The 24,487-nt window shown below is 42.2% G+C and carries 28 protein-coding genes and 1 pseudogene; 19 read left to right on the top strand and 10 right to left on the bottom strand.

Annotation, left to right across the window (positions count from 1 at the left end):
* Positions 1 to 403: pseudogene (locus RTN07_RS10790) on the bottom strand (RNA-guided endonuclease InsQ/TnpB family protein); the annotation flags it as partial.
* Positions 404 to 649: 246 nt separating this feature from the next.
* On the opposite strand from RTN07_RS10790, the gene RTN07_RS10785 reads away from it, so the two are divergent.
* Positions 650 to 2,164: a UvrD-helicase domain-containing protein gene (locus RTN07_RS10785; RefSeq protein WP_065254114.1), complete on the top strand. Its 1,515-nt coding sequence runs from the start codon at positions 650 to 652 to the stop codon at positions 2,162 to 2,164.
* A 6-nt stretch (positions 2,165 to 2,170) separates the two neighbouring features.
* Here RTN07_RS10785 and RTN07_RS10780 read toward each other — a convergent pair whose 3' ends face one another.
* Positions 2,171 to 3,085 (bottom strand): hypothetical protein, encoded by a 915-nt coding sequence (locus RTN07_RS10780; RefSeq protein WP_138018691.1) that lies wholly within the window; start codon positions 3,083 to 3,085, stop codon positions 2,171 to 2,173.
* An 80-nt stretch (positions 3,086 to 3,165) separates the two neighbouring features.
* Here RTN07_RS10780 and RTN07_RS10775 point away from each other — a divergent pair, with 80 nt between their 5' ends.
* Positions 3,166 to 4,164 carry a tRNA dihydrouridine synthase gene (locus RTN07_RS10775; protein ID WP_312177935.1) on the top strand — a complete coding sequence of 333 codons (999 nt, stop codon included), beginning with the start codon at positions 3,166 to 3,168 and terminating at the stop codon, positions 4,162 to 4,164.
* Positions 4,165 to 4,168: 4 nt separating this feature from the next.
* On the opposite strand, the gene RTN07_RS10770 is transcribed toward RTN07_RS10775, so the two are convergent.
* Together RTN07_RS10770 and RTN07_RS10765 are read right to left on the bottom strand one after the other, a co-directional pair.
* On the bottom strand, positions 4,169 to 4,591 hold the full coding sequence (locus tag RTN07_RS10770; protein WP_099833410.1) for an MAPEG family protein: 423 nt from the start codon (positions 4,589 to 4,591) through the stop codon (positions 4,169 to 4,171).
* 11 nt (positions 4,592 to 4,602) lie between these two features.
* On the bottom strand, positions 4,603 to 5,049 hold the full coding sequence (locus tag RTN07_RS10765) for an OsmC family protein (protein WP_099833409.1): 447 nt from the start codon (positions 5,047 to 5,049) through the stop codon (positions 4,603 to 4,605).
* Positions 5,050 to 5,394: 345 nt separating this feature from the next.
* On the opposite strand from RTN07_RS10765, the gene RTN07_RS10760 reads away from it, so the two are divergent.
* The 11 genes from RTN07_RS10760 (at position 5,395) to RTN07_RS10710 (ending at position 14,045) form a co-directional block, all read left to right on the top strand.
* Complete coding sequence (locus RTN07_RS10760) at positions 5,395 to 5,913, top strand: RNA pyrophosphohydrolase (RefSeq protein ID WP_036596083.1); 519 nt, start codon at positions 5,395 to 5,397, stop codon at positions 5,911 to 5,913.
* Between the two features lie 208 nt (positions 5,914 to 6,121).
* A complete protein-coding gene (locus tag RTN07_RS10755) occupies positions 6,122 to 7,441 on the top strand; it encodes a tyrosine-type recombinase/integrase (RefSeq protein WP_312177933.1) in 1,320 nt (439 codons plus the stop codon).
* A gap of 106 nt (positions 7,442 to 7,547) precedes the next feature.
* Positions 7,548 to 8,555 carry a hypothetical protein gene (locus tag RTN07_RS10750; RefSeq protein ID WP_096488414.1) on the top strand — a complete coding sequence of 336 codons (1,008 nt, stop codon included), beginning with the start codon at positions 7,548 to 7,550 and terminating at the stop codon, positions 8,553 to 8,555.
* Between the two features lie 117 nt (positions 8,556 to 8,672).
* Positions 8,673 to 8,933: a helix-turn-helix transcriptional regulator gene (locus RTN07_RS10745; RefSeq protein WP_096488413.1), complete on the top strand. Its 261-nt coding sequence runs from the start codon at positions 8,673 to 8,675 to the stop codon at positions 8,931 to 8,933.
* A gap of 9 nt (positions 8,934 to 8,942) precedes the next feature.
* The gene (locus RTN07_RS10740) at positions 8,943 to 9,191 is read left to right on the top strand and encodes a hypothetical protein (RefSeq protein WP_096488412.1); all 249 of its coding nucleotides are present in this window, start codon (positions 8,943 to 8,945) and stop codon (positions 9,189 to 9,191) included.
* The gene (locus RTN07_RS10735; protein ID WP_096488411.1) at positions 9,188 to 9,526 is read left to right on the top strand and encodes a hypothetical protein; all 339 of its coding nucleotides are present in this window, start codon (positions 9,188 to 9,190) and stop codon (positions 9,524 to 9,526) included. The genes RTN07_RS10740 and RTN07_RS10735 overlap by 4 nt, the downstream gene beginning before the upstream one ends.
* Positions 9,527 to 9,534: 8 nt before the next feature.
* A complete protein-coding gene (locus RTN07_RS10730) occupies positions 9,535 to 10,044 on the top strand; it encodes a hypothetical protein (RefSeq protein ID WP_096488410.1) in 510 nt (169 codons plus the stop codon).
* On the top strand, positions 10,037 to 10,342 hold the full coding sequence (locus RTN07_RS10725) for a hypothetical protein (RefSeq protein WP_312177932.1): 306 nt from the start codon (positions 10,037 to 10,039) through the stop codon (positions 10,340 to 10,342). Before RTN07_RS10730 ends, RTN07_RS10725 begins: the two co-directional genes overlap by 8 nt.
* A 130-nt stretch (positions 10,343 to 10,472) precedes the next feature.
* On the top strand, positions 10,473 to 12,473 hold the full coding sequence (locus RTN07_RS10720) for a DUF3631 domain-containing protein (RefSeq protein ID WP_312177931.1): 2,001 nt from the start codon (positions 10,473 to 10,475) through the stop codon (positions 12,471 to 12,473).
* 810 nt (positions 12,474 to 13,283) lie between these two features.
* Entirely contained in the window at positions 13,284 to 13,790 is a 507-nt protein-coding gene (locus tag RTN07_RS10715) for a hypothetical protein (RefSeq protein ID WP_312177930.1), read from the top strand.
* A 3-nt stretch (positions 13,791 to 13,793) separates the two neighbouring features.
* Positions 13,794 to 14,045, top strand: coding sequence for a hypothetical protein (locus RTN07_RS10710; RefSeq protein ID WP_076774228.1), 252 nt, complete (start codon positions 13,794 to 13,796; stop codon positions 14,043 to 14,045).
* A gap of 403 nt (positions 14,046 to 14,448) precedes the next feature.
* Here the strand turns inward: RTN07_RS10710 and RTN07_RS10705 are convergent, their stop codons facing one another.
* Complete coding sequence (locus RTN07_RS10705; protein WP_007117222.1) at positions 14,449 to 14,709, bottom strand: type B 50S ribosomal protein L31; 261 nt, start codon at positions 14,707 to 14,709, stop codon at positions 14,449 to 14,451.
* A gap of 169 nt (positions 14,710 to 14,878) precedes the next feature.
* The gene (locus RTN07_RS10700) at positions 14,879 to 16,675 is read right to left on the bottom strand and encodes a M61 family metallopeptidase (protein ID WP_312177928.1); all 1,797 of its coding nucleotides are present in this window, start codon (positions 16,673 to 16,675) and stop codon (positions 14,879 to 14,881) included.
* Between the two features lie 162 nt (positions 16,676 to 16,837).
* On the opposite strand from RTN07_RS10700, the gene RTN07_RS10695 reads away from it, so the two are divergent.
* Positions 16,838 to 17,203, top strand: a complete 366-nt coding sequence (locus RTN07_RS10695; protein ID WP_007117225.1) for a hypothetical protein — start codon at positions 16,838 to 16,840, stop codon at positions 17,201 to 17,203.
* 302 nt (positions 17,204 to 17,505) lie between these two features.
* On the opposite strand, the gene RTN07_RS10690 is transcribed toward RTN07_RS10695, so the two are convergent.
* Both RTN07_RS10690 and RTN07_RS10685 read right to left on the bottom strand, forming a co-directional pair.
* Positions 17,506 to 18,225 (bottom strand): M48 family metallopeptidase, encoded by a 720-nt coding sequence (locus RTN07_RS10690; protein WP_312177926.1) that lies wholly within the window; start codon positions 18,223 to 18,225, stop codon positions 17,506 to 17,508.
* Between the two features lie 12 nt (positions 18,226 to 18,237).
* Positions 18,238 to 18,861, bottom strand: coding sequence for a PH domain-containing protein (locus RTN07_RS10685; RefSeq protein ID WP_065254108.1), 624 nt, complete (start codon positions 18,859 to 18,861; stop codon positions 18,238 to 18,240).
* A 173-nt stretch (positions 18,862 to 19,034) separates the two neighbouring features.
* On the opposite strand from RTN07_RS10685, the gene RTN07_RS10680 reads away from it, so the two are divergent.
* Positions 19,035 to 19,289 (top strand): hypothetical protein, encoded by a 255-nt coding sequence (locus RTN07_RS10680; protein WP_007117228.1) that lies wholly within the window; start codon positions 19,035 to 19,037, stop codon positions 19,287 to 19,289.
* A gap of 153 nt (positions 19,290 to 19,442) precedes the next feature.
* Here the strand turns inward: RTN07_RS10680 and hemH are convergent, their stop codons facing one another.
* Together hemH and RTN07_RS10670 are read right to left on the bottom strand one after the other, a co-directional pair.
* Positions 19,443 to 20,462, bottom strand: coding sequence for a ferrochelatase (gene hemH, locus RTN07_RS10675; RefSeq protein ID WP_076775024.1), 1,020 nt, complete (start codon positions 20,460 to 20,462; stop codon positions 19,443 to 19,445).
* A gap of 224 nt (positions 20,463 to 20,686) precedes the next feature.
* On the bottom strand, positions 20,687 to 21,013 hold the full coding sequence (locus RTN07_RS10670; protein ID WP_312177924.1) for a hypothetical protein: 327 nt from the start codon (positions 21,011 to 21,013) through the stop codon (positions 20,687 to 20,689).
* Between RTN07_RS10670 and metX the strand changes: the two genes are divergently transcribed.
* From metX to RTN07_RS10650, 4 genes are all read left to right on the top strand, one after another.
* Positions 20,995 to 22,356 carry a homoserine O-succinyltransferase MetX gene (gene metX, locus RTN07_RS10665; RefSeq protein ID WP_312177922.1) on the top strand — a complete coding sequence of 454 codons (1,362 nt, stop codon included), beginning with the start codon at positions 20,995 to 20,997 and terminating at the stop codon, positions 22,354 to 22,356. The two genes, RTN07_RS10670 and metX, sit on opposite strands and share 19 nt — an antisense overlap.
* Before the next feature lie 21 nt (positions 22,357 to 22,377).
* Complete coding sequence (gene metW / locus RTN07_RS10660) at positions 22,378 to 22,986, top strand: methionine biosynthesis protein MetW (protein ID WP_062332622.1); 609 nt, start codon at positions 22,378 to 22,380, stop codon at positions 22,984 to 22,986.
* Positions 22,987 to 23,345: 359 nt separating this feature from the next.
* Positions 23,346 to 23,927 carry a tetratricopeptide repeat protein gene (locus RTN07_RS10655; protein ID WP_007117233.1) on the top strand — a complete coding sequence of 194 codons (582 nt, stop codon included), beginning with the start codon at positions 23,346 to 23,348 and terminating at the stop codon, positions 23,925 to 23,927.
* Between the two features lie 247 nt (positions 23,928 to 24,174).
* Positions 24,175 to 24,487: transposase (locus RTN07_RS10650; protein WP_312177921.1), on the top strand; the 313-nt coding region annotated here is incomplete at its 3' end.

Genomic DNA, 24,487 nt, shown 5'->3' with positions numbered 1-24,487 from the left:
CTTTGGCTAGGGATAGTTGCAAGGTGGATTTTAAGCCTTTTTTGCCTGTTTGGTGGGTGGCAATATGCTTGATGGCAGATTGTTTAAATGGTAGCCAACCTAAGCTTTTACGCTTTGATGTTGGGTTGTTGGTTCGCCAGTTTAACTTTGCCTTTTTAAACTGTTTACGGCTTTTGGCGTGGGTTTCGTTGATGGCTTGAATAGTTTGCGAGTGTAAGCCAAGTAATTCACCGCTACCTTTGGTATATTCGTTTAGGTCGTAAGCACTAAAGAATTTACCAGTCTTTTGTAAGTGCTTATAACTCAAGTCATTAACATAGTTCCACACGAAATTGACCGAACCGCTTAGGCGGTTAAGCTTCGCTATGTGTTTGTCTCGTATGCGCAACTTGAGTGTTTTCATGGGTTTATTTTAACAAAATTCATGCAAGTATTATAGTGTATGAGCATGGTTGCTTAAGTTGCCTTATATCCACCGCCTAAAGTCGGTGGTTTTACGGCAACAGAGGATATCCACCGCCTAAAGTCGGTGGTTTTACGGCAACAGAGGATAAAGGTTTAGTAAATACAGGTTGAGTAAATAAAGGAAACTGAGCAAAACTTGCCAAATTTTGCTAAAATAGCTCACTTTTCTTTTAGCAATGGCCTTATGTCAAACCCCAGCGTTATCCCCACCCAACCCCTTGTCAACAGCCCGACCCAACGCCCAACGGGTGAGCAGCAGCAGGCTGTCGATATGGCACTCACGCGCCAGTCGTTTAAGGTGGTAGCGTATGCCGGCGCAGGTAAGACCACCACGCTTAACCTGATTGGCAATCAGCTACGTGGTCGCGGGATTTATTTGGCATTTAACAAAGCAATTGCTTCAGAAGCCCAACGTAAATTCCCCCACCATGTCGACTGTCGCACTTTTCACTCATTGGCATTTCGTCATACCGCTCGCGATATCACTGCAAAGCTGCAACTACCGCGTTTTTCTCCCAGTCGCCTTGCCTCAGATTTGGGGTTGACCCCTGTACAAGTCAAACGCCAAATTGAAGGCAAAAGCCAGTTTGTGACCTTAACGCCAGAGCGACAAGCGCGATTTGTGTCCGATGCGGTGAGCACGTTTTGTAGTACCCATGCCAGTTACCCTGCGCCGCGCCATTTGCAGTTTCCTGACTGGTTGGTTGCCAGTGAAGCTGAGCAGCTGCGCGACACCTTATACCCGTATGTAGAGCGCCGCTGGCAACAGTCGATTGACCCGCGCCACCCTGCGGGGATTGGGCATGATATTTACCTTAAACTTTGGGCGCTATCCAAACCGGTAATTCCTGCGGATTTTATCTTATTTGATGAAGCGCAAGATGCCGACCCCTTGATGATGGGGATTTTGTCCAATCAGCCCAACCAAGTTATCTATGTGGGTGACGCGCATCAGCAAATTTATGAATGGCGCGGCGCTGTCAATGCCATGAAGCGCCTGCCGCTACCACAAACCTTGCTCACCCAATCGTTTCGATTTGGCGACCAAATTGCTGATGTGGCGAATGGGTTTTTAAAAGCGCTACAAGAAGAGGTACCACTGCGCGGCAATCCTGCGATGGCGTCTACCTTAGGCAAAAGTATGGTGCATGGTCAAAAAGATGCCATTCTTTGCCGTACCAATGCCAGTGCGATGGTCAATCTGTTATCTGGGCTTAAAATGGGACATAAAGTTGCGCTACAAGCCGATACAGAGCGTTTGCTCAAATTTAGCCAATCTGCCGAACGCTTAAAAAAAGGACAAGCGGCATATGGTGTGCCTGAGCTTGCCTACTTTAATAATTGGCGCGACGTGCAGGATTATAGCGAGACGAGCGAAGGCAGCGATTTAAAAACCCTGGTCAAATTGGTCGATGAACATGGCACCGAAACGCTAAACCAGGCAATCAATAGCTTGACCACACTGGATAAAGCCGACTACATCATCTCTACCGCGCATAAAGCTAAAGGGTTGGAGTGGTCACGGGTGCAAATTGACAATGATTTTTATTATGATGTGACTTCTCAGGCAGTAAAAATCTCCCCCGAAGAATTGCGACTGCTGTATGTCGCCTGTACGCGCGCCAAGGTAAATTTGGATATTTTTAATATTCAAGATTTGATTCACGGACTCAAAGATAAAAAGGTGATTTATGGGTAATAAATATTATTGAATATTCCAACGCCATAACATTCTATTGTTTGCAGGTGCTTGTAAATATGGGGTATTAATTCCTAAAAAAGCGCAAATTAATTTAAGGTTGAATGCCTTGAACTGTAGTTTAAAGTTTTCATTAGGATAATTATAGCCAATAGGCTGACCTGCATATTTTGCTTCATGCACAAGTTCATTTCGAATGAAAGCAATATTATCATTGCCAGTTTTTGTATTATCTGCCCAGTTTGGAATTTCCAGATTAAAGTATTTTGCTAAAACTATAAATCTTTGAGCATGTTTCACATACTTATCATTGTTAAGATTTTCCACTTTATCTTTACCAATTTTATGTACCAATAATCTATATAATCCATCTAAAACCTTATAATGAGCATCAAATATTTCCCATTCAAAATCTAAAGTTTGTGCAATTAAAAACCAATGAATACAGGCTTGCATTTGACTTATTTCATGAACATTATTTGCATTAATATAAAATTTATTAATAGCTTCCAAGCCTTTTACTCTATCATTTTTTCCTAACACAAGACCATTTAAAGTTGAAGGAGTATAGGGAGTCTTGCCAAGGTACATATAGTTTTGTGGGTTTAAATAAAGTCCTTGCAATAAACCGTATCCGAGAATAAGAAAACGTTCGTGTTGATCAGTAAAGTTCTGAGTTTGTAGAATATGGGTGCAAGGTAAACTATAAAAATTACTTCTTACTAAGGGTGCAGATTTTTTAAATTTTTTTAATTCTTCATCATTGTGCTTTAAAGCTTTAAACGGTGGATAAATCCAGCCATTACTAACTTCCATATTATAGTAGAACCATGAAATATATTCGTCAAAATTTTCATTAGGTATAATACTAAAACTTTGACATTTCACTTCTGACTTATCTATAAGAAATCCAAAATTCACTTAAACCTCGCCCAAAATAACTACCATTATTTTATTTATTAATGCTTTATAATACCTGATTTATTTAATTGAAATATTATATGTTATATTACCCAAATTTTGATAAGCCGCAAATTGTCCTTGCGCCAATGGAAGGACTGACCGACCCATTGATGCGGGATGTTTTAACCAGTATCGGTCATTACGACTGGACGGTGAGTGAGTTTATTCGCGTCACCCAGCACGTCCTACCCGCGCATGTGTTTTACAAATTTGTACCCGAACTTTTGCATGAAGATGGTTTAAAAGGCAAAACCATTCACGGCACGCCAGTACATGTACAGTTACTGGGCAGTGAGCCTGATTTGATGGCAGATAATGCCGTCAGAGCGGTCGAGCTTGGTGCGTTAGCCATTGATATTAACTTTGGCTGCCCTGCTAAAACTGTCAATAGTCACCGCGGTGGCTCGGTGTTGCTCACCGAACCTGAAACCTTGTATCAAATCATCCATGCAGTACGACAAGCCGTGCCATCAGATACGCCTGTATCAGCAAAAATCCGACTCGGCTATGAAGATACCTCACTCACCCAAGAAATCGGCGATGCGGTGCAATCAGCCAATGCCAGTTGGCTGACCATCCATGCCCGTACCAAAACCCAAGGCTATAAACCCCCAGCCTATTGGGAGTTAATCGCGCCCCTAACACAGCGGTTAAGCTTACCGATTATTGCCAATGGCGAAATTTGGCAGACTGAGCAAGCCATGCGTTGCCGCAAACAAGCCAACACCCCACATATCATGCTCGGACGTGGTGCGGTCACTCGACCTGACTTAGTCAATCAAATCAAAGCGATGGATAAAAATGACACAGTAAAAAACATGGCTTGGCACGCGCTACTTAAGCTACAAATTGCGTTTTTGCAAGGACATGCCCGTAGCGATAATATGCTGGTGGGACGTTACAAACAATGGCTTGGCATGTTGACCCAGGGCTATGAAGAAGCCAATGAGCTTTGGCAAAACGTAAAAAGACAAAAACAGCTTGAGACCATTGTTGGGATGTTGCAAGCACAATCCCAAGCTGGCGATTGCTCATAGCAAATTAGCTCAATCGTATCGCCAAATAAAACAACATCAGCGAACAGGCGAGGCTAAGCGACCAAATAATTGAGCGAAAAGTTGCCCAATTGGCTATATACGCCAACCCATAAATAATCCGTAATATCACATACAACCACGCCAACTGTGTCACCACTGACAGCGGTACAAAAAATAGCAACGCCACAATCACCGCTGCCAAGAATACCGGCAAGGTTTCATAGCTATTTTGCTGGGCGGCATTGGCACGCGCTGCTGCGCCCGTTTGTTTACCCAAAAACTCGCGCGGATTGGCATTGTCTTTGCTTTTAAATCCGCCAAAGACCTTTGCCAATATCGCAAACACCAAGGGCAATAAACTGGCAACCATCATTGCCAGCACCACACTGCTATTGGTGGCAGGAACAGCACTTAAATAGGAAAACATGCCGTTATTCCCTACCCTTTGACCGTTTTATCAGTCATTTCACTAGAGGTTTCATCAATGATTTCATAGTCATGGGTGATTTTGACACCGCCATTTTCTAGCATACGACTGGCTGAGCAGTATTTTTCTGCCGATAACTCGATGGCTTTTTTAACCTGCGCTTCTTTGATGGCGCTGCCTTTGACCACAAAATGCAAATGAATATCAGTAAATACCGCAGGAATCGTGTCGGCACGCTTAGCCGATAGCTGACACTCAACATCGCTCACCGCCTGACGGGCTTTTTGCAAGATACTTACCACATCATAACTGGCACAGCCGCCAAGCCCCATCAAAACCATTTCCATGGGTTTGGCACCCAATTTTTCCGTTGAATCCATGATAATTTTATTGCCGTTTTCGGTCACGGCTTCAAAATTAATGTCTTCGTTTTTTAACCAATTTACCGTTGCTTTCATACTATCCCCAGATGCTTATAATTTTCAAAAAAATATTTTGTATAAAATAAAGCGATATTATGCGCTTTTTATGTCCGTGAAACAATTTATAGCAAATAAACATTACACTTTTGACATAAAAACTGGTTTAATAGTGGGTAATAAAGGCAGTGATTACATTGTCCATGTTTTTTAGCAATAATAATAAAATAAGCGTCTGTTGGTATGAGATGGGTTTATGCCCGATGATTTGATTGACCAAAACTTTAATAATGGTCTGCAAGGATGTGTGTAAACCTTGCGACCCAAAAAACTTGATAATGTGATTGCCTGCCAATTTTAACCATTAAATTGAAGGTAATCGTCATGATTGATGCAGACGGCTTTCGAGCCAACGTAGGTATCATCTTGGCAAATACACACGGACAAGTACTGTGGGCAAAACGCGTGGGTCACGATGCTTGGCAATTTCCACAAGGCGGCATTGATTTTGGTGAAACGCCGCTTGATGCAATGTATCGGGAATTGTGGGAAGAAGTCGGATTGTACCCTCAGCATGTCAAAGTGTTGTCACAAACCCAAAATTGGCTGCGTTATCGGTTGCCAAAACGTTTTGTACGACAAGGACAATATCCTTTGTGTATTGGACAAAAACAAAAATGGTTTTTGCTCCAGCTAGATGAGAACAATGTAGAACATATCCGTTTTGATACGGCAAAACCTGAATTTGACCGCTGGGAATGGGTCAGTTATTGGTATCCACTTAACCAAGTGGTGGCATTTAAACGTAATGTATATCGCCGCGCCTTGTTTGAGTTATCACCGCAGTTGCCACTCAAAAAAGAATTGTTACTACCGAAAAACGTAAAAATTCATTCCTATTAAACCTAAACAAATAAACCCAAAAAAAGCTCACTTCGGTGAGCTTTTTTTAATAAATTGTGATAAAACTTGATAACATCATAATAACCCGCTAGCCTTGATTGTTAGCGGGTTTTTATTTACTATGATGACTAGACGTTATAAAAATATTATCACCGTTTAGTAGCCAAATTGGCTACTAAATTGGCTACTAAATTTAAGCGGGTTTATCATGGCTATTCAAGGTTTAAAAACCGTTACCCAAATAGAAAAGGCAATTAAGGAAACCACCAAAACAACACCCTATTCAATGGCGGGTTTTAGTGGCTTATTTCTTAGTGTGGAAGTGAGCCAAAGGACAGGCAAAAAGACAGCTACTTTTAAGCACCGATACAGCCACCCTATTTTGAAAGGTAAACGCCCTACAATCACACTAGGACAATACCCAGCTTTTACCCTTGCACAAGCCAAGCAAGCCTATAACGACAATTTAGCCTTATTGGGTAGAGGTTTAGACCCTATCGAACACCGCCAAGCCGAAAAGCAAAGAGAGATAGCAGAGCGCAAAAACACGTTAGATTACTTCATTGGCAAATGGTGGCAAATACAGCTAGACAAGAAATTAAGCCCCGTTACCTATCCAAAGTTAGGGCGCAACCTTGAGCCAATTAAAAAACAATTAGGCAATATGTTGGTTACGGATATCAAGCCCGCCACCGTGATAGATTTTATTAATGGTATTCAAAGGACGCACCCAGCCAAAGGGACAAGGGTAAAAGGCGTATTAAAATCTATTTTGCAAATAGCCAAAATTCACCAAGTCATAGAACATAACCCAGCCAGCGACCTACAAGGGACTTTAAAACCATACAAAGAAAAACACCATAACGCTATTACCACGCCCGCAGAGTTTGGCAAGTTATTAAACGACATTGACAGCCTAGCCGATACCCCTATTTTCCATAAAGAGATATTGCAATTATTGGCTTTAACATTTGCCCGCATTGGTGATATTTGCGCTATGAAATGGAGTGATATAAACCTATTTACTAAGCAATGGGAATTTAGACCACAGAAGGCAGGCAAGCGTAACGATATGACCGATTTAGTCATACCGTTAGCACCACAGGCTATAGCCGTATTGGAAAGCATGAAAGCCAAAACAGGCGGGAAGGAATATGTTTTCTATAATGGCAACCGCAAAGCGCAGAAATACACCCACCAGCAAGAAATTAATAAGATACTCAACAGCCCAGCCATGAATGACGGACAAGGCTATAAAGATATTCACAGCCCGCATGGCTTTCGAGCCAGTGCAAAAACAATGTTAATGGAACGATTGGGCTATGATGAATTAATCACAGAGTTACAGCTAGGGCATAGAATGGTGAACAGTTACGGGCGAGCATATAGCCGTATGGACATGATAAGCCAACGCACCCAAATGATGAATGATTGGGCGAACTACTTAGACCAGCTTAAGGCGGGCAAGGTGGATAATGTGATTTATTTAGATAAAGTCAAAACCAACCAACAGGCAATTAATGAATAAGTAACCAGTTTTGCAAGGCTAGGAGTAATTACCCGAACGGCAGGCAACCGCACCAAGCCCGCCACCGCCTTGCACCCTTTTTTGATTGGTGCGTATGGTGCGAATGATGGGAACTTTCGATAATTGGATTAATCAACGTGACAGCGAATTTATATCTATTGTTAAATGTATTGATGAATTAGCAAGCAAGAATGATAGTACAATCAAAGCAACGATAAGCTATCTTTTTGAAAATTTATTGACAGCAAAACTTTATATTGATTCAGGATTACATTTAACTTTGGTCAATAACACTGGCTTACTTGATTTAGAAACACCCAATGAAATTTTAACCGCAATATTTTCCGATATCCCACCTACGTTTGTGAATCATTGCAAATCCTTACCACATAGTGTAAGCAATAAATACGCTAAATACTATATTGAAAAGGCAGCATTGCCGATTATTGAGACGCAGGGCGAGTCACCGATTACCAATAACAGCGAATTGGTGCAACAGGTAGCAGAACTTCAAAAACAGTTAGAGCAAGTAAAAGCAGAAAATCAAGATTTACAAAAAGCCTTACTGCAAAAACAGGTCAATGACGATAATTTAAACGCCTTTCTTTATTATCCAAGTGATGACAGGGAAAACGATTTAAAACAGCTAGCAAGCCATTACGATAAGACCGAAAACGAAGTCATACAGGAATTGTTTAATGAACAATTAGACGATATTAAGCCTATGGTTGAATTTATCCAATATATTGAGAAAAACAATATACAAGATGAAAATATAAACCGCCTTTTTGACCTTATCAAACAAAGTGGACAATCAATACAATTTTTTAGCGCATTATCAAAAGCGGGATTTGTACCAAAGGCAGGCGAGCCAAGCCAAAGCGGTGAGGTAGCAGATGACAAGCCACTACACACCACCGAACAAAATGCAGTCACTAAGTTATTATATGCCTTATTTTCTGAACATAATTACGATTTAAACGGGGCAAAGAGAGGGGCAACCAACGACCAGCTTGTGAACCTTACCAACCGCCACAAAGCAGGGGTAAATAAAGACACTATCGCAAAATGGCTAGAACGTGCAAATACTTTAAAAAACAACCTACAAAAATAATCATCATCAAACTTTAAGGGCTATTTAGCCCTTTTTTTATGGCTATTTAGCCTATTTAGCCCCATACCGCACCGCCTACACTTGCCTTATCAATTCTGATAAAACGGAGATAAGGCAATGACCTATCAAGCACAAACCGCAGTAAAAACCGCTACTGATAGCGACAATTCAAACACCCCGCCATTGGACACCTTGCCCACTGATGGTTTTATCCGAGTAATGCCACTTGCCCAGCGTTTAGGCATACACCACCAAACTTTGCGTAGATGGTGGAAAAACGGATTATTTCCTAAGCCCCAGCACCGCAACGGCATTTTACTATTCAGCAATGCAGATGTTAAAGAGTGGATTAACAACCAACCGCAGATTATCGCATAAGGGGCAACCATGACTACTAGCAAAGGTACACAGCCAAGCAAACCAAAGCGCATAACCAAAATTCAACAAGTCAAAAACCGCCTTTTAGCGGGTGAAGTTTTAACCGTGCGTGACATTATCGCAATGGGTATTAACCGCCCAACCGATATTATTTGGAAGTTACGCACAAAGGGTATGGATATCATTAGCCTTGATTGTCACAACCCAGCCACAGGCGAACCGTTTGTTAAATACTACCTACAGGAAACCACCGCATGAATGAGCCAGTAAACCCAGCGTTTTTCACTGAATTTGATAAGCTCAAACGTATCGTAGAAAAGCATGGCGAGGACAGCGAACAAGCCATAAACCAGTTTATGAAAGTATTTGAGTTATCACCCGAAAGTATCAAACAGGAAGCCCACGCAAAGGCTAAAGAATTGGACTTGATACCACCCACAAGCGGTTACAGTGATGATGGCGAACCGCTTTACAGTATCGCTGATGTTGCTAATCATTTTGGGGTAAGTGAAAGCGAAGTTATCGCCCAGCTAGATAAATTGGAATATGGCAGCGATTACATTTATCACGGCAATATTAACCGCATACAGTGAGCAGAATTATGAACCACTATAAAGACACCACCCAACAGCCAAACACGCTAGAAACGCTTAAAACAGCGCAAAATGATAATCATACAAAGGTACCTTTACTTGATATGGTAAAAAGCATATTAGTAGCGGTTTTGATGATTGGTTTATTGCTACTCATTAGCAGTTATCACCAAGCCCACCCAAAAAATAACTTGCAAAGTGTGGCAGATATGATGGACAATAACGTCACAACAAAACTACAAGCGGTAAAGCCAAACCGTCATTCATTGGCTATTTTTATACCTAAAATTTATTGGGCTACAAATCCATTAATTACCACAGGTATAAAACAACGTCATATCTTTAAACATTCCTTTTCTTTTGGGAATGTAGCCAGTTATGGCGGGTTGATAAGACCTAATACAATAGCCTTTATGGTGAATAAGTCTAGACGCCTTGTAGCGTTTGTTGAGACCCGCCGCCCTTTTTTGATGGGCGGTAAAACAACTAAACTACAAGGAGTAGCTAATCATGGCTAATCAAAACCACACCCCACGCCCACAGGCAACCACCCAAGCCGAACTACAAAGCCAAATTGATAGCTTAAACAGTGATGTTTACGATTGCTTAACCTTGAACCGTGAACATTTGCTTATGCTATGGAAATTGGTTGATACGGCTATTGACGATTTAAGCCCAGCGCATGACCCAATACACGCTATCAAACAGGCAAAGCGGGCGTTATTTATTGCTCAACATTTAGCCATTGATTTTTTAGATTGCATAGATATGCAGATTGAAAAACACCCATGCCATGAAGCGGAGGGCAACGTTTGAATAAAACCAACGATAACAGCAGTAAAAATAAGGGGCGCAAAGCCCTTTATTTGCCTATGTGGTGCAAATGTACCAGCCACGACACAGAACGCAACCAACGCAAAATTAAAGCCATTGGCAAGGGGGAATAATGAATAGTTTAGCAATCATGACAAAAGAAAAAGCCCACACCGCTACAGACGGCATGGACTTCTTAGAACTACTAGCAAGTTATCCGACAGCAACAACGGAAAACCTACAGGACAGCAAACACACACAAACGCTAAATAATTTAGCCCATATGATAGGCAATGACAACCTTTATTTTGTGAAAGATGACATAACGATAAATGGCGAATTACTATCAAACCATGATGGCTATATTTATACCGCCAACACCATAGCAACGCTTGTGTATGATGAAAGTTTTTTGCCTAGCGGTATTGTGTTTTATCCAACCAAAGCCACCCAAACCACCCCACTAGACCCAAGCCCACACCGCCCCAAAGTTTACTACACGGACACCGATAAATTACAGGCGTTTATGATTGGTAGCGGGCAAGGTGATATTATCGCCACCGATACGCTAGAAAATGCGGGTATGTTATTTACTTTGGTAGATGATTACGACATGAAAAACCATACTATCATTGCCCCGTTTGATAAAGGGCATTATGAAAGTATGTGCTACCACTTAGCAGCCAAACGCCCTATTTATGCCACTTGCCTAGCCAAGCAGGAGAGCCGATTATTAAAAGCATTTAAAGACAGTGAAGTGACACTCATTGCCTTTATGGGTGAAATAGCCGATTGTGTGGGTGATTATTCATCATGGCATGACCTTTTAACTGATGGGTTAGATGATGGCGAAATTCATGTTACCAACTTACAGACCATTAACCATGAATATGCACAAAAGCAAATAGCCGACCTTGCCCAGCTAGATGAACTTACCTACCAACTTAAAAAGCGCAAAATCGCCAAAGAACTAGGCATAGGAACAAATGACCTAGACAGGATTGTCAAACAGGAACGGCAAGGCTTAGAGCTTGCCAAAATTGCCACCTTAACCGCAGACATAGAACCCTATACCAGCCGTGTGAATGGTGACGAACTAGCCCATGAGATTTTACACATTGTTAAAAGTCACATTGTTTGCAATGACGCAGTAGCCATAGCCATTACTTTATGGATTTTCTTTTCATGGTGTATTGATGTGGCGTATATCGCCCCGATTGCATGGATAAATGCACCCGAGAAGCGTTGCGGGAAAACCCAGCTTGCAACCTTGATGGGGCGCATGAGCAAACGCTCAATTATGGCAAGCAATGTTAGCCAGTCAGCTTTATTTAGAACTATCGAGCGTTATAAACCTACTTTTGTGATTGATGAAGCAGACAGTTTTTTTCATGGTGATATGGATTTAAAAAATATCATTAATTGCGGGTTTAGCCGTGATAACCCCTATGTATGGCGATGTGTGGGCGATAATCACGAACCGATACCGTTTGATGTGTTTGGGGCAAAGATTATTAGCGGGATTGGTAAGCTACCTAGCACCGTTATGGATAGGTCAATATCGCTTACTTTGCGTAGAGCCTTGCCAACTGAAAAACGGCAACGGGTTAAAGATATACCCAAAGCAACAACGGAAACTATCAAGGCTAAACTAGCAAGATGGGCAGATGACAACATGGACAGGGTAGCAACAAGTAAGCCCAAATTGCCCGAAACTATCTATAACCGTGAATTTGATACATGGGAAATATTATTCCAAATCGCTGACACTTTAGGCGATGATTGGTTAAAGCTAGTAACGAACGCTTGCCTTGCCATTACCCAAACCGATAGTAAAGAGCCAAGCGAGAATGAGGAGTTACTAAGCGATATCAAAGCTATATTTGAATTGCAGGCGGTGGACAGTATGGCAACCCGTGATTTATTAACCGCCTTAATTGGTGCAGATAGTGACGGATTAACTAAACGATGGGCAACCAGCAATAAGGGGCAACCCATGACCGACAGACAACTAGCCAAGCGGTTAAAAGATTTTGAAATCAAATCAAGCAAAATTAATAAACCAAATGAAACACAGAAACGGGGCTACTACCTAGCAGATTTTGCGGACGCATTTAAGCGTTATTTAGCATAATTTAGCCTTTTACCCCTTTTTATCCGTCCTAACGTCCTAAGCCTTGCTACAAGCGGTTTGGGACGTTTTTTATCCGTCCTAAGGTATTTTATCTAGGACACTTAAAAAACCTTGAAAGCCTTGCTACAAGCGGTTTAGGACGCTAGGACACATAGAACACCCCAAAAACGCTATATTTTGAAATTTCATAGTATTTTATTGGGCGGGAATGATGGGGTATGGTGATTTTAGCCATGCCCTTTTCTTTGGTCAACACTTTAAAGCCAGTATTATCAAGGGATTGAGCCTAAAAACACCCCAAAAAAGGCTAATATTGGTCAACACCTCATTAAGCACACCACCACGCCCACCCATTGCCCCATATCGCCACGTTAAGCCATTGGATAGGCAAACCCACCACCGACACCACAGGCAAGCTAGAGAAACCGCCCACGCCAAAAATGGCGAAAGGATATTTTGCCTTTCGTTATCAACCATAGGCGCAAAGGTAGTTTTTCATAAATTTGTGAAAAACCTAAACCAGCAAGCCAGCCATGTTTATATGAACATACCAAGCCTAAGTATAGGACTGTCGAAAATCAGACATACATAGCGGCATAGTCATTTTAACCATACCCAAAACTGAACACCACCACAGCCACCAAGCCAGCAATAACAAGCCATTGGCAAAAAGTGAACACCAAACCGAACAGCAAAGCCGAACGATAGGCGGGCATGATTGATTTAACAAATGACTGTAACAGCCCACTGTTAAAGATACGCAACACTGATGTATGATAAAATATACTAAATTTGCTTAATGATTTAGATATGGGAAAACTAGCCACCACTTCAAGCCTTAGCGATTATCCAAAGATGACGATTACCAGCGTTAAGCACAAGCTAGGACAACACGCCAAAGCTATCAGCATGAACTATCAATTTAAAGGCAAGCCATACGCCTATGATGTTGGAATTACCACCTCATCATGTCATTACGGTAATTATCGCTATTGGTTTAATTGTCCTAACTGCAATAAACGAGTAGGCGTTTTATATTGTGCAGGGGTTTATGTATGCAGGCATTGCATTGGTGCGAACTATGCCACCCAGTTAATGCAGCCGATTGATAAACTATTTCGCAAAGTGGCAAAGATTAGACACCGCCTACAGTGGCAGCAAGGTATAGCAAACGGACATGGCAGCCGCCCCAAAGGTATGCACCAAACCACTTATGCCCGATTAGTGGCAGAGCATGACATGATAGCCGATACCTTATTAGGGCTTGAATTAGAATGGGTAAGCAAACTACAAACAAAGGTATCAAAGGCAGGGTAAACCATGCAGACATTGACCGACATATTAGACGAATTGGAAGCCGCTAGACAAATGGCGATTGAGGAAAGAAAGCCAGCGTCAATGATACAGGCAAGCATGGCAAAGGCTAAGTTACTTGGACTAGATAAAGGCGATACATTGACGATTAAACACAATGAGCCGCCAGTATTCAACATTCAGCCAGTGCGACCAGTAACGCAATGGGAAAGAGATGAGTTTAGAGAGATAGCAAAAGAAGTTTTAGCAAAGGTTTAACGAGTGGTTTTTTCGGTTGGTTAACATGGTAAAAATCACCATGATTGAAAAAACAACTTCCCTACTATAAAAAAGTTTTTACACACATTAGGCGGTAGAGTTTTCCGCCCATTACGAGTAGGAATTTTTGCATACGTTAGGCGGGCATGATTTTAGCCAGTTACAAAAAATAAATTCTATCTAAATTCATCAAAAATTTTAGTAATTGGCTACTAAATTGGCTACTAAACCAAATTACTTAAATAACAAACCCAGTATTATCAATGGTTACAGCCTTTAAAAGAAGCACACTTCGGTGGGCTTTTTTATGGCGTATCGTTAGGGATTATCCAGTATTGCCCCATTCCATCCAATAAAAAACCCTTTGCAGTTGCAAAGGGTTTTTGACAATAAGCGATTAAACTTATTTTTTGTTACGACCTGCAAATGCGCCGAAACGTTTGTTGAAGCTTGCCACACGACCTTCGTTTTGGGTTTTACGTTGTTCGCCGGTATAGAATGGGTGTGAGGCACTTGAAATATCGAGTGCGACGTATGGGTATTCTTTACCTTCGTATTCGCGAGTTACTTTTGATTTGATAGTAGAGCGAGTTAAAAAGTAAACGTCAGCGTTGGTGTCGTGGAATAGAACTTCTTGATAAGCTGGATGGATATCTGCGCGCATGGTTAGGTCTCTAGTCATTATCCTGCCCTTTGGTCTGCAGTTAGTATGCTTGGCATGAATGTTTATTTTGCTAAAAATTCACCCAAACACCCAACCGATTAAAGCCAACACAGGATGGATTGATAAAATTGGAAGCCGAATTTTACAGTTTTTCTATTGTTTTTGCAAGTTATTTCCATTCAAGCCAATGGTCTAATTTTATCGTATCGCCTGCTGTCAGCGTCCATATTTGCGGTTGTTTAACATGCGTGTCGCTCACGGGTTGCACTTCGAGTACCAACAGCTCATCACGGCGAAATACATGACACACGGCAGGGTCTTCACTAATTGTTTGGGTTTTAGCAGTGGCTTTGAGCCATTTTTCGCTCGCCTTTAACCCATCAATTGCCACGATGATGTCATTAGCAGAAATCCCTGCAACGGCGGCTTGGCTATTTCGCACAACACGTTGCACTTTTAACCCAGTAGGCTCGCTCATATATTTCATGCCCCAAGTAATATCATCGTCTTTTTGTTCAATACTCACACCCTGTTCTGACAACAGTTCAAATAGCGGTAATTCTGTGGTGCCGTCGATATATTTGGCTCTAAAATCTTGCCAAACCTCTTTGGGTAAGCATTCATTCATGACGTCATCCAGATTGGCGTCCGTCATACCAAAACGGCGATTATCTTGGGCTTTGGCTTTGTCATAAAAAACTTTTATCACGTCAAAAATACGTTTGCCATGGTTTATCAAAGTCAAGTCTAAACATAACGCCACCAGCGCGCCTTTATTGTAGTAGCTAATCCCGGCATTGGCGGTGTTCTCATCGCTACGATATAGCTTTATCCACGCATCAAAGCTTGATTCTGCCACGCTTTGCAAGGCGCGTCCGTGGGTTTGATAGTAGCGATTGATTTGTTTAGCAAGCAGCTTCAGATAGCTATGTTGCGAAATAACCCCGCTTTTTTGTAGCATAAAATCATCCACATAACTGGTAAAGCCTTCAAACACCCATAGCAAGGTGGTGTAAGTCTCTTGGTTAAAGTTGGCGGTTAAAAAGACTTCGGGACGCACGGTTTTAACCCACCACGCATGAAAATATTCATGGCTACACAAGCCCAAAAAGCGTTGATAACTCTCACTTGGCTCAGCTTGTTCAAAAAATGTGGGTAGGTCATCTCGTGGGGTAATCAAGCTGGTACTGGCAAGGTGCTCAAGCCCGCCATAGTCGCTTGAAGTTGCTATGGTCATAAACAGATAATCATCAAACGGCGTATCACCCAGCCAATCGACATAGCTTTGACAAATTTTGCTAAGGTCAGTTTCTAGCCGTTCAAGGTCGCTGTGGTGTACGCCAGAAATCACAAATCGGTGGGGAATGGTGTTTTCGCCACTTTTTACATCGAACCAAAATTCATCTTGCTCAGCGATTTCAAACGGGCTGTCGGTGAGTTGCTCGTAGTTGTCGGCAGTTAGCTGATAGATGGTTTGTCTGGCTTGTTGGTGCATTTTTTCCGGCAAGGCGGTGGCTAGGCTGACCTCCACACCGTTTACCTCATAAAAGTCTTGCGGGCAAATGAGTTCGGCTTTAATCGCTTGGTTTTCTTGCCCTTGTACCGCTAATGCTAGAGAGGTGAAGTTGCCGTACAGGCGAGTTTCATCTACATATGCCCCACGCACCGATAAGTCATAAGCATAGACTTCATAAGTGACGCTAATACGGTCGCCTTGCTTGGCGTGGATTTGCCAGTGGTTTTTATCAAGTTTTTTAAGGCGTTGATTGTTCTTGGCGTTGGGGTCATGGATGGTGGCAGTGACTGCCGTAATGTGTTTGCTAAATTCTCGAATCATATAACTACCCGCAATCCAAGCAGGTAGCCAAACGATTGGGTTGTCGTTGTCCGCAGTAAACGTAAGCGTGACATCGACAAGGTGTTCGCGGAAGCGTTTAAAGTCGAATTGATAATGAATTTTGTTCATGATATTTTCTTTTTCAATTTTACGAAATTTTAAATAGATGCTAGGATAAAACAAAATTTTAACCCAAATTTTGTTTTTAGACCGAATTTTCTACAGGCAATCAACGATGAATTATTACAAATTGGATTTTTTCTAAGTTTTTTAACTTAGGAAAAATCTATTATGCAAAAACTTGAAAAAACTCACAAAAAAACCAAAGTTCAATATCGCAGTTCTGGGCGTAAGAAAATCTATTTTCCGTGGGAAAGTTGTCGTTATCCAAATTTACGCAATCAGATTTATAGCTACTTTAGAACGCAACAAGAACGCTCATTTCATTATTTGCACAAAGCGGAATATTGGGACTATAACATCAAGCTACGCCCCAAGCGTGGTAAGCATTTACCGCATATTTGGGATGACAAACCAACTTATGCGTTCAAATATGCAAAAAGTTGGAAACACAATTCTAAACGCCGTCATCAATGGTATCGTGAAAAAGATGGGTTTCGTGAAAAAATGCAATCTGATTACATTTTAACAGATTGATTTTGAGGATTTGCAACTTTATAATAAAGACAAGGAGTGGGCTAACGGTTTCCCGAAAGCCCCAGCGTTTTAGTTGTTCCAGCAACTGCCACGCTGTCTTGCGTCCGTCTAATAAGCGTTACTGCTTAACAGCATTAGGACAACAAGAACGATGATGATTAAACAGCGTTTCATCGTTCTTTACTCCGTTAAGTGTTAAGTCCAAGCTTAACGGCTCGTTTAGCATAACGTCACGCCAAACTCTGCTATTATATTTTTATGCTTGCAAAAAAGCCATATCAAAGCGATATGGCTTTTTTCATTTATAAATCCCCAAATTTCAACTTATCATGCCAATGTTTGTAATCTGGCATGACTCGTGCCACCTGCGCCCAAAATCGTGCCGAATGATTAGGCTCAATCAGATGACAAAGCTCATGCACCAACACATAATCCGCGCAGTCTGGGGGAAATTGCGCCAGCCAAACCGACAAGCGAATGGTTTTGGCTTGGGTGCTACAACTGCCCCATCGGGTTTTCATGGTATAGGGCGTGATTCTGTTGGCGGATTTGCCCACTTTGTCTTGCCAAAACGCTTGGCGATTTTGGATAAACTGAATGAGCCAAAATTTATAAATATGGCGTAAGGTTTTGCCAACATCCACTCGCGCCAGCTCGCTTGGTTTTATGTGGTGCTTTAACAATAAGTCTTTAAGCACAACCTGTTGCCCTTCAAAATAAATGTTGCTTTCAAGGGTCAAATTTGCCAAATCTTTGACATCATTGATATAAGCAGGTTTTTTGGGTTTAAGTTGTTTAAGTTTTCGTTGTTTTTGCTGACAGTCGATTGCCCATGCAAGGCGATGTTCAAGCGATTGCCTCAGCAGGTGTTGTGGCATACGCATGGGGTAAGACACGCTGAGCAAGCTGGTAAACGGTGCTTCATCAATCGATTTGATACGAAAGTTGATATGTTTGACCCGTTTGCTTTCAATCGCAAGTTTGATACCTTGCTCAGCGTAGGCGGTGAGTACAGTTTGCATAAATTTTAGCAATTATTGACGCAAATAATGCTCAAAAATCGCGCCAAAGTCATAATTACGAATGGTCTTTAAACGCTCGCCATAGGCATTTTCTACTTGTGCGACAGTTTGGTTAATGACATCCGGCAAGTTAAGCACCACGTTTTCTGACAGTTCGCGTAAGCTAAACATATCGGTGACGGTATTAAAGGATTTTTCTAGCACCGTTTCTTCATGGGCAATGCGTTTGCACTGCTCGCTAATCGCAGTCAGCGCCTTATAGATGTCGCGGATTTGCTCGATTTGATTTTTGTCGATATCAATCGAAAACGCCATACCGCCCAAGCTAAATTTTAGCTCAGCATCCATATCCATCGTGCCTGCCGTCTCAATCATGATATTGGCGGGCTGAAAATTGCGGTACGGATAGCGTTTTAGCAGGCGTTTTTTACTGGTCGCCGACTGCCCATCAAGGTGGATAAAGGCGACATTGGTAAAGCAATATTCGTCCATTTTTGACTTAATCACAAAATAAATGCGCTCGTTATCTTCGTGAAAAATATAGTCATCAATATCGGTTTGGTTAAACTGGCTCGGTGGGATGATTTTACCGATGTCACTTAAACCCAATGCATCTGAGGCAAGATTTTTAAACATAGTCACTTCCTGTTTTATCCATAAAAATTGTTAAAAACGCTGTCTGTGCGAAAAACTGTTTTCGATAACATAACACAAATATCACATTGGCAACATAGATGTCATGCTGATTACTGGCTATGATAACGCCATAACACTGATAATAAACAATAAATGAAAATGAAGGAACAACAATGAAAGCCAAACCAACATCTAGCAATTTGACCGATATTGATTCGGATAGTTTTACTGTGCAATTGGATGATGAATCCTTGTCATCAAGCCATATTGAAGCGGGTGAAAGTGGTTTGACCCCGATTCATCGCCAAAATATTGATGAGCAGCGGATTGATGAATTACTGGTTGAGGATAGCTTTAGCGAAGAGCACTATCCGACTATTGGTGATATCGCTGACCCTGATGCCGCAGATGAAAGTTATAAAGACTGATTTTCTGTACTAAAATTTCTTGTATTTAAAGGTCAAAAAGAAACGCCAAAAAGGTTGGTAAGCTACCAACCTTTTTTATTAGCTTGCTGTTAATAAGACTTGCTATTAATGCGATTAATAACCCGCTTTAATCCCAAACTTTAATCATAAATGTTAATACCATCCTTGCAGATTTTGTTGCCACGCTTGCACGTGTGGCAATGCCAGTGACTCAAACAAATCAATATGCGCAGCATCCACATTGAGTGCAGGGATATAATGATAGTCCCCACCGCCATTGGACTGGAATGTCTGTCGATTTTCGACTGCCAACTCTTCTAGCGTCTCCAGGCAATCTGCCGAAAATGCTGGACTCAGTACCTGTACTGACTTGATGCCTTGCTTGCCCCACTCGGTTAAGGTGGCATCGGTATAAGGTTTGACCCATTCTTGCTTACCAAAGCGTGATTGAAAACTACATTCCCACTCATGACGCTCAAGTCCCAGCACTTGCGCCAAATGCGCTGCGGTACAGCGACAACGTCTGGCATACGGATCGCCTTTTTGCTCATACGGCTCTGGAATCCCGTGAAAACTCAATAGCAATTTTTCAGGTTTGCCATGTTCAGCTTGGAAGCGTTTGACGCTCTGGGCCAAGGCGTGGATGTATTGCGGATGAGCAAAATAATCTTTAACAAAGCTAATGCTGGGTAAATTACGCTGCTTAAGCCCCCATTTGGCGACTACGTCAAACACCGCGCCAGTGGTGGAACCAGAATACTGTGGATAAGCTGGCAATATCACGATTTGCTCTACTTTTTTGGCAGTTAATGCCGATAACACATCCGTTAACGCAGGTTTGCCATAGGTCATGGCAGCATGGACGCTCACTTTGCAAGGCAGTTGATGTTGGTCAAATCGCTGCTGCAACAAGTCCACTTGGGCAAGCGTGATTTTACGCAGCGGGGAGTCGCCATCCCACACGCTAGCATAGGCGTGGGCAACCCGTTTGGGGCGGCTGCGTAGCACAAACAAGTTTAAGATGATTTGCCAGATAAACTGCGGGATTTCAATCACGCGCGGATCGGACAAAAATTGTTTGAGATAGCGACGCACCGCTGCTTCAGTTGGTGCATCGGGTGTTCCCAAATTCACAAGGACAACGGCAATTTCAGGTGGATTGCTTGGCTTCATAATTTGTGTTTAATCCAAAAAATCATAAAAAAAGTGGGGTTAAGATTAGCATATTTACTAGGGTGCGCGTACTGGATAATCACCTGAAATTGTTTAATTGTTGCATTTTTTAAGCTATATTCGAATCAATGACAACCTATCCCACCCATGACCAGTAGCGCATCCACTAGACGGGAATTTTGTTCAGAGGGTGCGGGGCTTTTAACAGGTCTTTCAGCAGGACTTTAAGCCGAACTTTTAAAGGTTGCGTTTTGTGAGGGGCTGCTAGCCGAATCACCGTCTGCTTGGTGGTTATGCTGCTTGGCCTGTTGGTGCTGTTGGTTTTGATAGTGGTTTTGGTGGCTGTTTGGATGGCTGAGGGGATGATGGCTTTGATGATGGATAATCGTTGTGTCGCTTGTGACTTTACTAGCATTGGCAGCCAAAACCGCTGTTGCCTGATAAAACATCGGCTGATGAAACGCCAAATACGTCAATGCCAAAAACCCCGTGAGCGCCAATCCTGTGAGCGATAGGAGTGTATGGTGGGGTGATGATGCTAAATTTGGCATTTGAATTCCAAGTTGTGATAACCCATATAAACCCTTACAATAGCTATACTTTTAATGCGTTATCAATCAAAAAATTAGTGAGAAAGCGGGTGAGTACACAGCAACACAAACCACATACCAAGATTTTACCTGAAGCTGAATTGACTGTCCCAAAAAATTTTGACGACGATCATCCGATTAGTTTTGCCAAATCTGCTGGCAAATCTGTGGGTATTGTCACACCGCAAAAAATTCATTTTGATACCCCATTGACACTAGAATGCAATCGCACGCTGCCGTTTTTTGATTTAATGGTGGAAACTTATGGCGAGCTCAACGCCGATAAATCCAATGCGATATTGATTTGTCATGCGCTATCGGGCAGTCATCATGCGGCTGGCTATCATAGTAGCGATGATAAAAAAGCAGGCTGGTGGGATACTTTTATCGGTCCTGGCAAAGCGATTGATACCACACGTTTTTTTGTGGTGTGTCTTAACAACATTGGCAGCTGCTACGGCTCGACGGGTCCAACCAGTACCAACCCCGAAACCGGCAAGCCCTATGGTCCTGATTTTCCCTTAGTCACTATCAAAGACTGGGTAAAAACCCAAGCCATGCTCTCTGACTATCTCGGCATTGATATTTGGCATGCCATTGTTGGTGGCTCAATGGGTGGCATGCAAGCCATGCAGTGGTCAATTGACTATCCGAGCCGGCTAAAAAAATGTGTGGTCATTGCCAGTACGCCCAAGCTATCTGCGCAAAATATCGCCTTTAACGAGGTGGCACGCCAATCGATTTTATCCGATCCTGATTTTTGTGAAGGACGTTACATCGAGCAAGGCAAAATTCCCAAACGCGGCTTGATTTTGGCGCGTATGGTCGGTCATATCACTTATCTCACTGATGAAGCGATGCGGGTGAAATTTGGACGCGATTTAAAAGCCGGCAAGCTGATGTTCAACTACGATGTAGAATTTCAAGTGGAAAGTTATTTACGCTACCAAGGTGAGCAGTTTAGTGAACGTTTTGATGCCAATACCTATTTGCTGATGACTAAAGCCTTGGATTATTTTGACCCAGCGCGCGGCGCGATTGCGGATGACAGTCTCAATGATAGTTTGACTGATACCGATGCGCTACGGTTGGCATTGGCAAATACCCAATGTAAGTTTTTAATTATATCCTTTACCACCGATTGGCGGTTTAGCCCAGAGCGCTCGCAAGAAATTGTGGATGCGCTAATTGCCAATGGTAAGCCCGTAAGCTATATCAATATCGATGCCGCCTATGGGCATGATTCGTTTTTGTTTGATATTCCAACCTATCGTCAATCGGTATTTAATTTTTTAACGGCTTAACTTAGATTTAACGAGAATTGAATGAAAATCGACCATCAACTTGCTGAACGCTGGATCAAACCCAATGCCAAAGTCTTAGATTTAGGCTGTGGTAACGGTGATTTACTCGCGCATTTGCAAAACAAATTGGGCGTATTTGGCTATGGTATCGAAATCGACCAAACTAAAATCAATGACTGTATCACCAAAGGCGTCAACGTCATTGAGCAAGACTTAAATGATGGGTTGGCGCGGTTTGCCGACGCAAGCTTTGACACGGTGGTGATGGCGCGCGCCCTACAAGCGGTCAAAGAGCCAGACCAACTACTCCTCGACATGGTACGTGTTGGCAAAGAAGTGATTGTCACTTTCCCTAATTTTGCACATTGGCAAAACCGTATTCACTTGGGTATCAAAGGTATGATGCCAATGTCTGAAGCCCTGCCGTTTGCTTGGTACAACACGCCCAATATTCACTTGTGTACCTTTAAAGACTTTGAAAAGCTGTGTGATGACAATGACATCCGCATCATCAATCGTTTTGCGGTACAAGAAAGTGAAAAGCCCTATCCTTGGGCACTTGCACAAATCATCCGCAAAAACCCCAACTTACTTGCCGATGTGGCAATCTATCGGGTTACCAAAAACTAAGCTGTTTTATCGCTGATTCTATGCCTATGAAAATTTGGTCAGCGGATAAATTACCGTCTAGTCTAACAATATGTCACAAAAGTAAAGCCCTACACGACACCAAGTGTCGCAAGGCTTTGTTTCCCCTGTGAAATATTGTAACAACTGTTTACATTTTCACTTAAATATTTGAAACGCAAAGCAAACAGTGTTAACCTAAAACAATCAAAAGATTGCGTTATCCTATTAAAACATAACGAATAGCTAAATCATTGTAAAATTTAAGATTTTCTGTTAATTCGTTTACCTATTTATTAAGTTTATTTTATCTAAACCTAGGCAAGCTTGCGATGGCTGCAGCTTGATACTCGGAGTTGGTTATGAAATTATTGAAAGTCACCGTATTAACTGCATTTTTAGGCTTATCAGGCGTTGCAAGCGCCGAACTGGTTGCCAATATTCCACTCAATGGCTCACGCTATGACAGCATGGAACCGATGGCATTACTAAGCCAAGCTAAATCTGGCAACCAACAAGCCCAATTCTTCCTAGCCAAACGCTACCAAAAAGGTCTCGGCATTCAGCAAAACTTCCAACAAGCCATCCAGTGGTACACCACCGCCGCCAAACAAGACATTGCACCTGCACAATTAAATCTTGCCATGATGTATATTCGTGGCGAAGGCGTGCAGCCCAATGCTGGGCAAGCGCGTTATTGGTTAGAAAAAGCGGCAAAACTTGGTGATAACCGTGCCAGCTATACCCTAGCGATGCTAGATGAAAAAGAAAAAAAATTGGTCGATGCCTACAAATGGTATGACCTAGCGGCTCGTGACGGCATGCTATCAGACCAAGTACGCACCCGCGCGCAAAGCAAAATCGGTCAATTGGCATTAAACTTGTCATCACAAGATATTGCCACTGCACGTAGCCGTGCGGATTCTTGGTTCCAAAGCAAGTAAATTTAATACAACGAATGTTTGGTTAAGTGTTAACCTAACCATTAAAATCCCTGATACCCTAGTATTTACTAGGGTTTTTTGTTTTTATGGGTTAAATTAATCAAGATTGCTCGGCGCACATTGATTGTACGAAATCGCGCATTTATCCTGTGTTGCCGTAAAACCACCGACTTCAGGCGGTGGATATAAGGCAACTCCGTAACCATGCTTACGCACAAAATTTTGCTAAATGTGTTAAAATAAACCCATGAAAACACTCAAGTTACGCATACGAGATAAATACGCAGACCAATTAAACCGCCTAAGCGGTTCAGTCAATTTCGTGTGGAATTATGTCAATGATTTGAGTTACAGACACCTACAAAAAACTGGCAAGTTCTTTAGTGCTTATGACCTAAACGACTACACCAAAGGTAGCGGTGAACTACTTGGCTTACACAGTCAGACCATCCAAGCCATCAACGAAACCCACGCCAAAAGCCGTAAACAATTTAAAAAGGCTAAATTATCATGGCGAACCAACAACCCAACATCAAAGCGTAAAAGCTTGGGTTGGCTAC

Source organism: Moraxella sp. CTOTU46934 (assembly GCF_031979465.1).
Classification (GTDB): domain Bacteria; phylum Pseudomonadota; class Gammaproteobacteria; order Pseudomonadales; family Moraxellaceae; genus Faucicola; species Faucicola tetraodonis.
The sequence above is the reverse complement of the archived record's forward strand: the minus strand, read 5'-3'. Positions and strand labels throughout refer to the sequence as shown.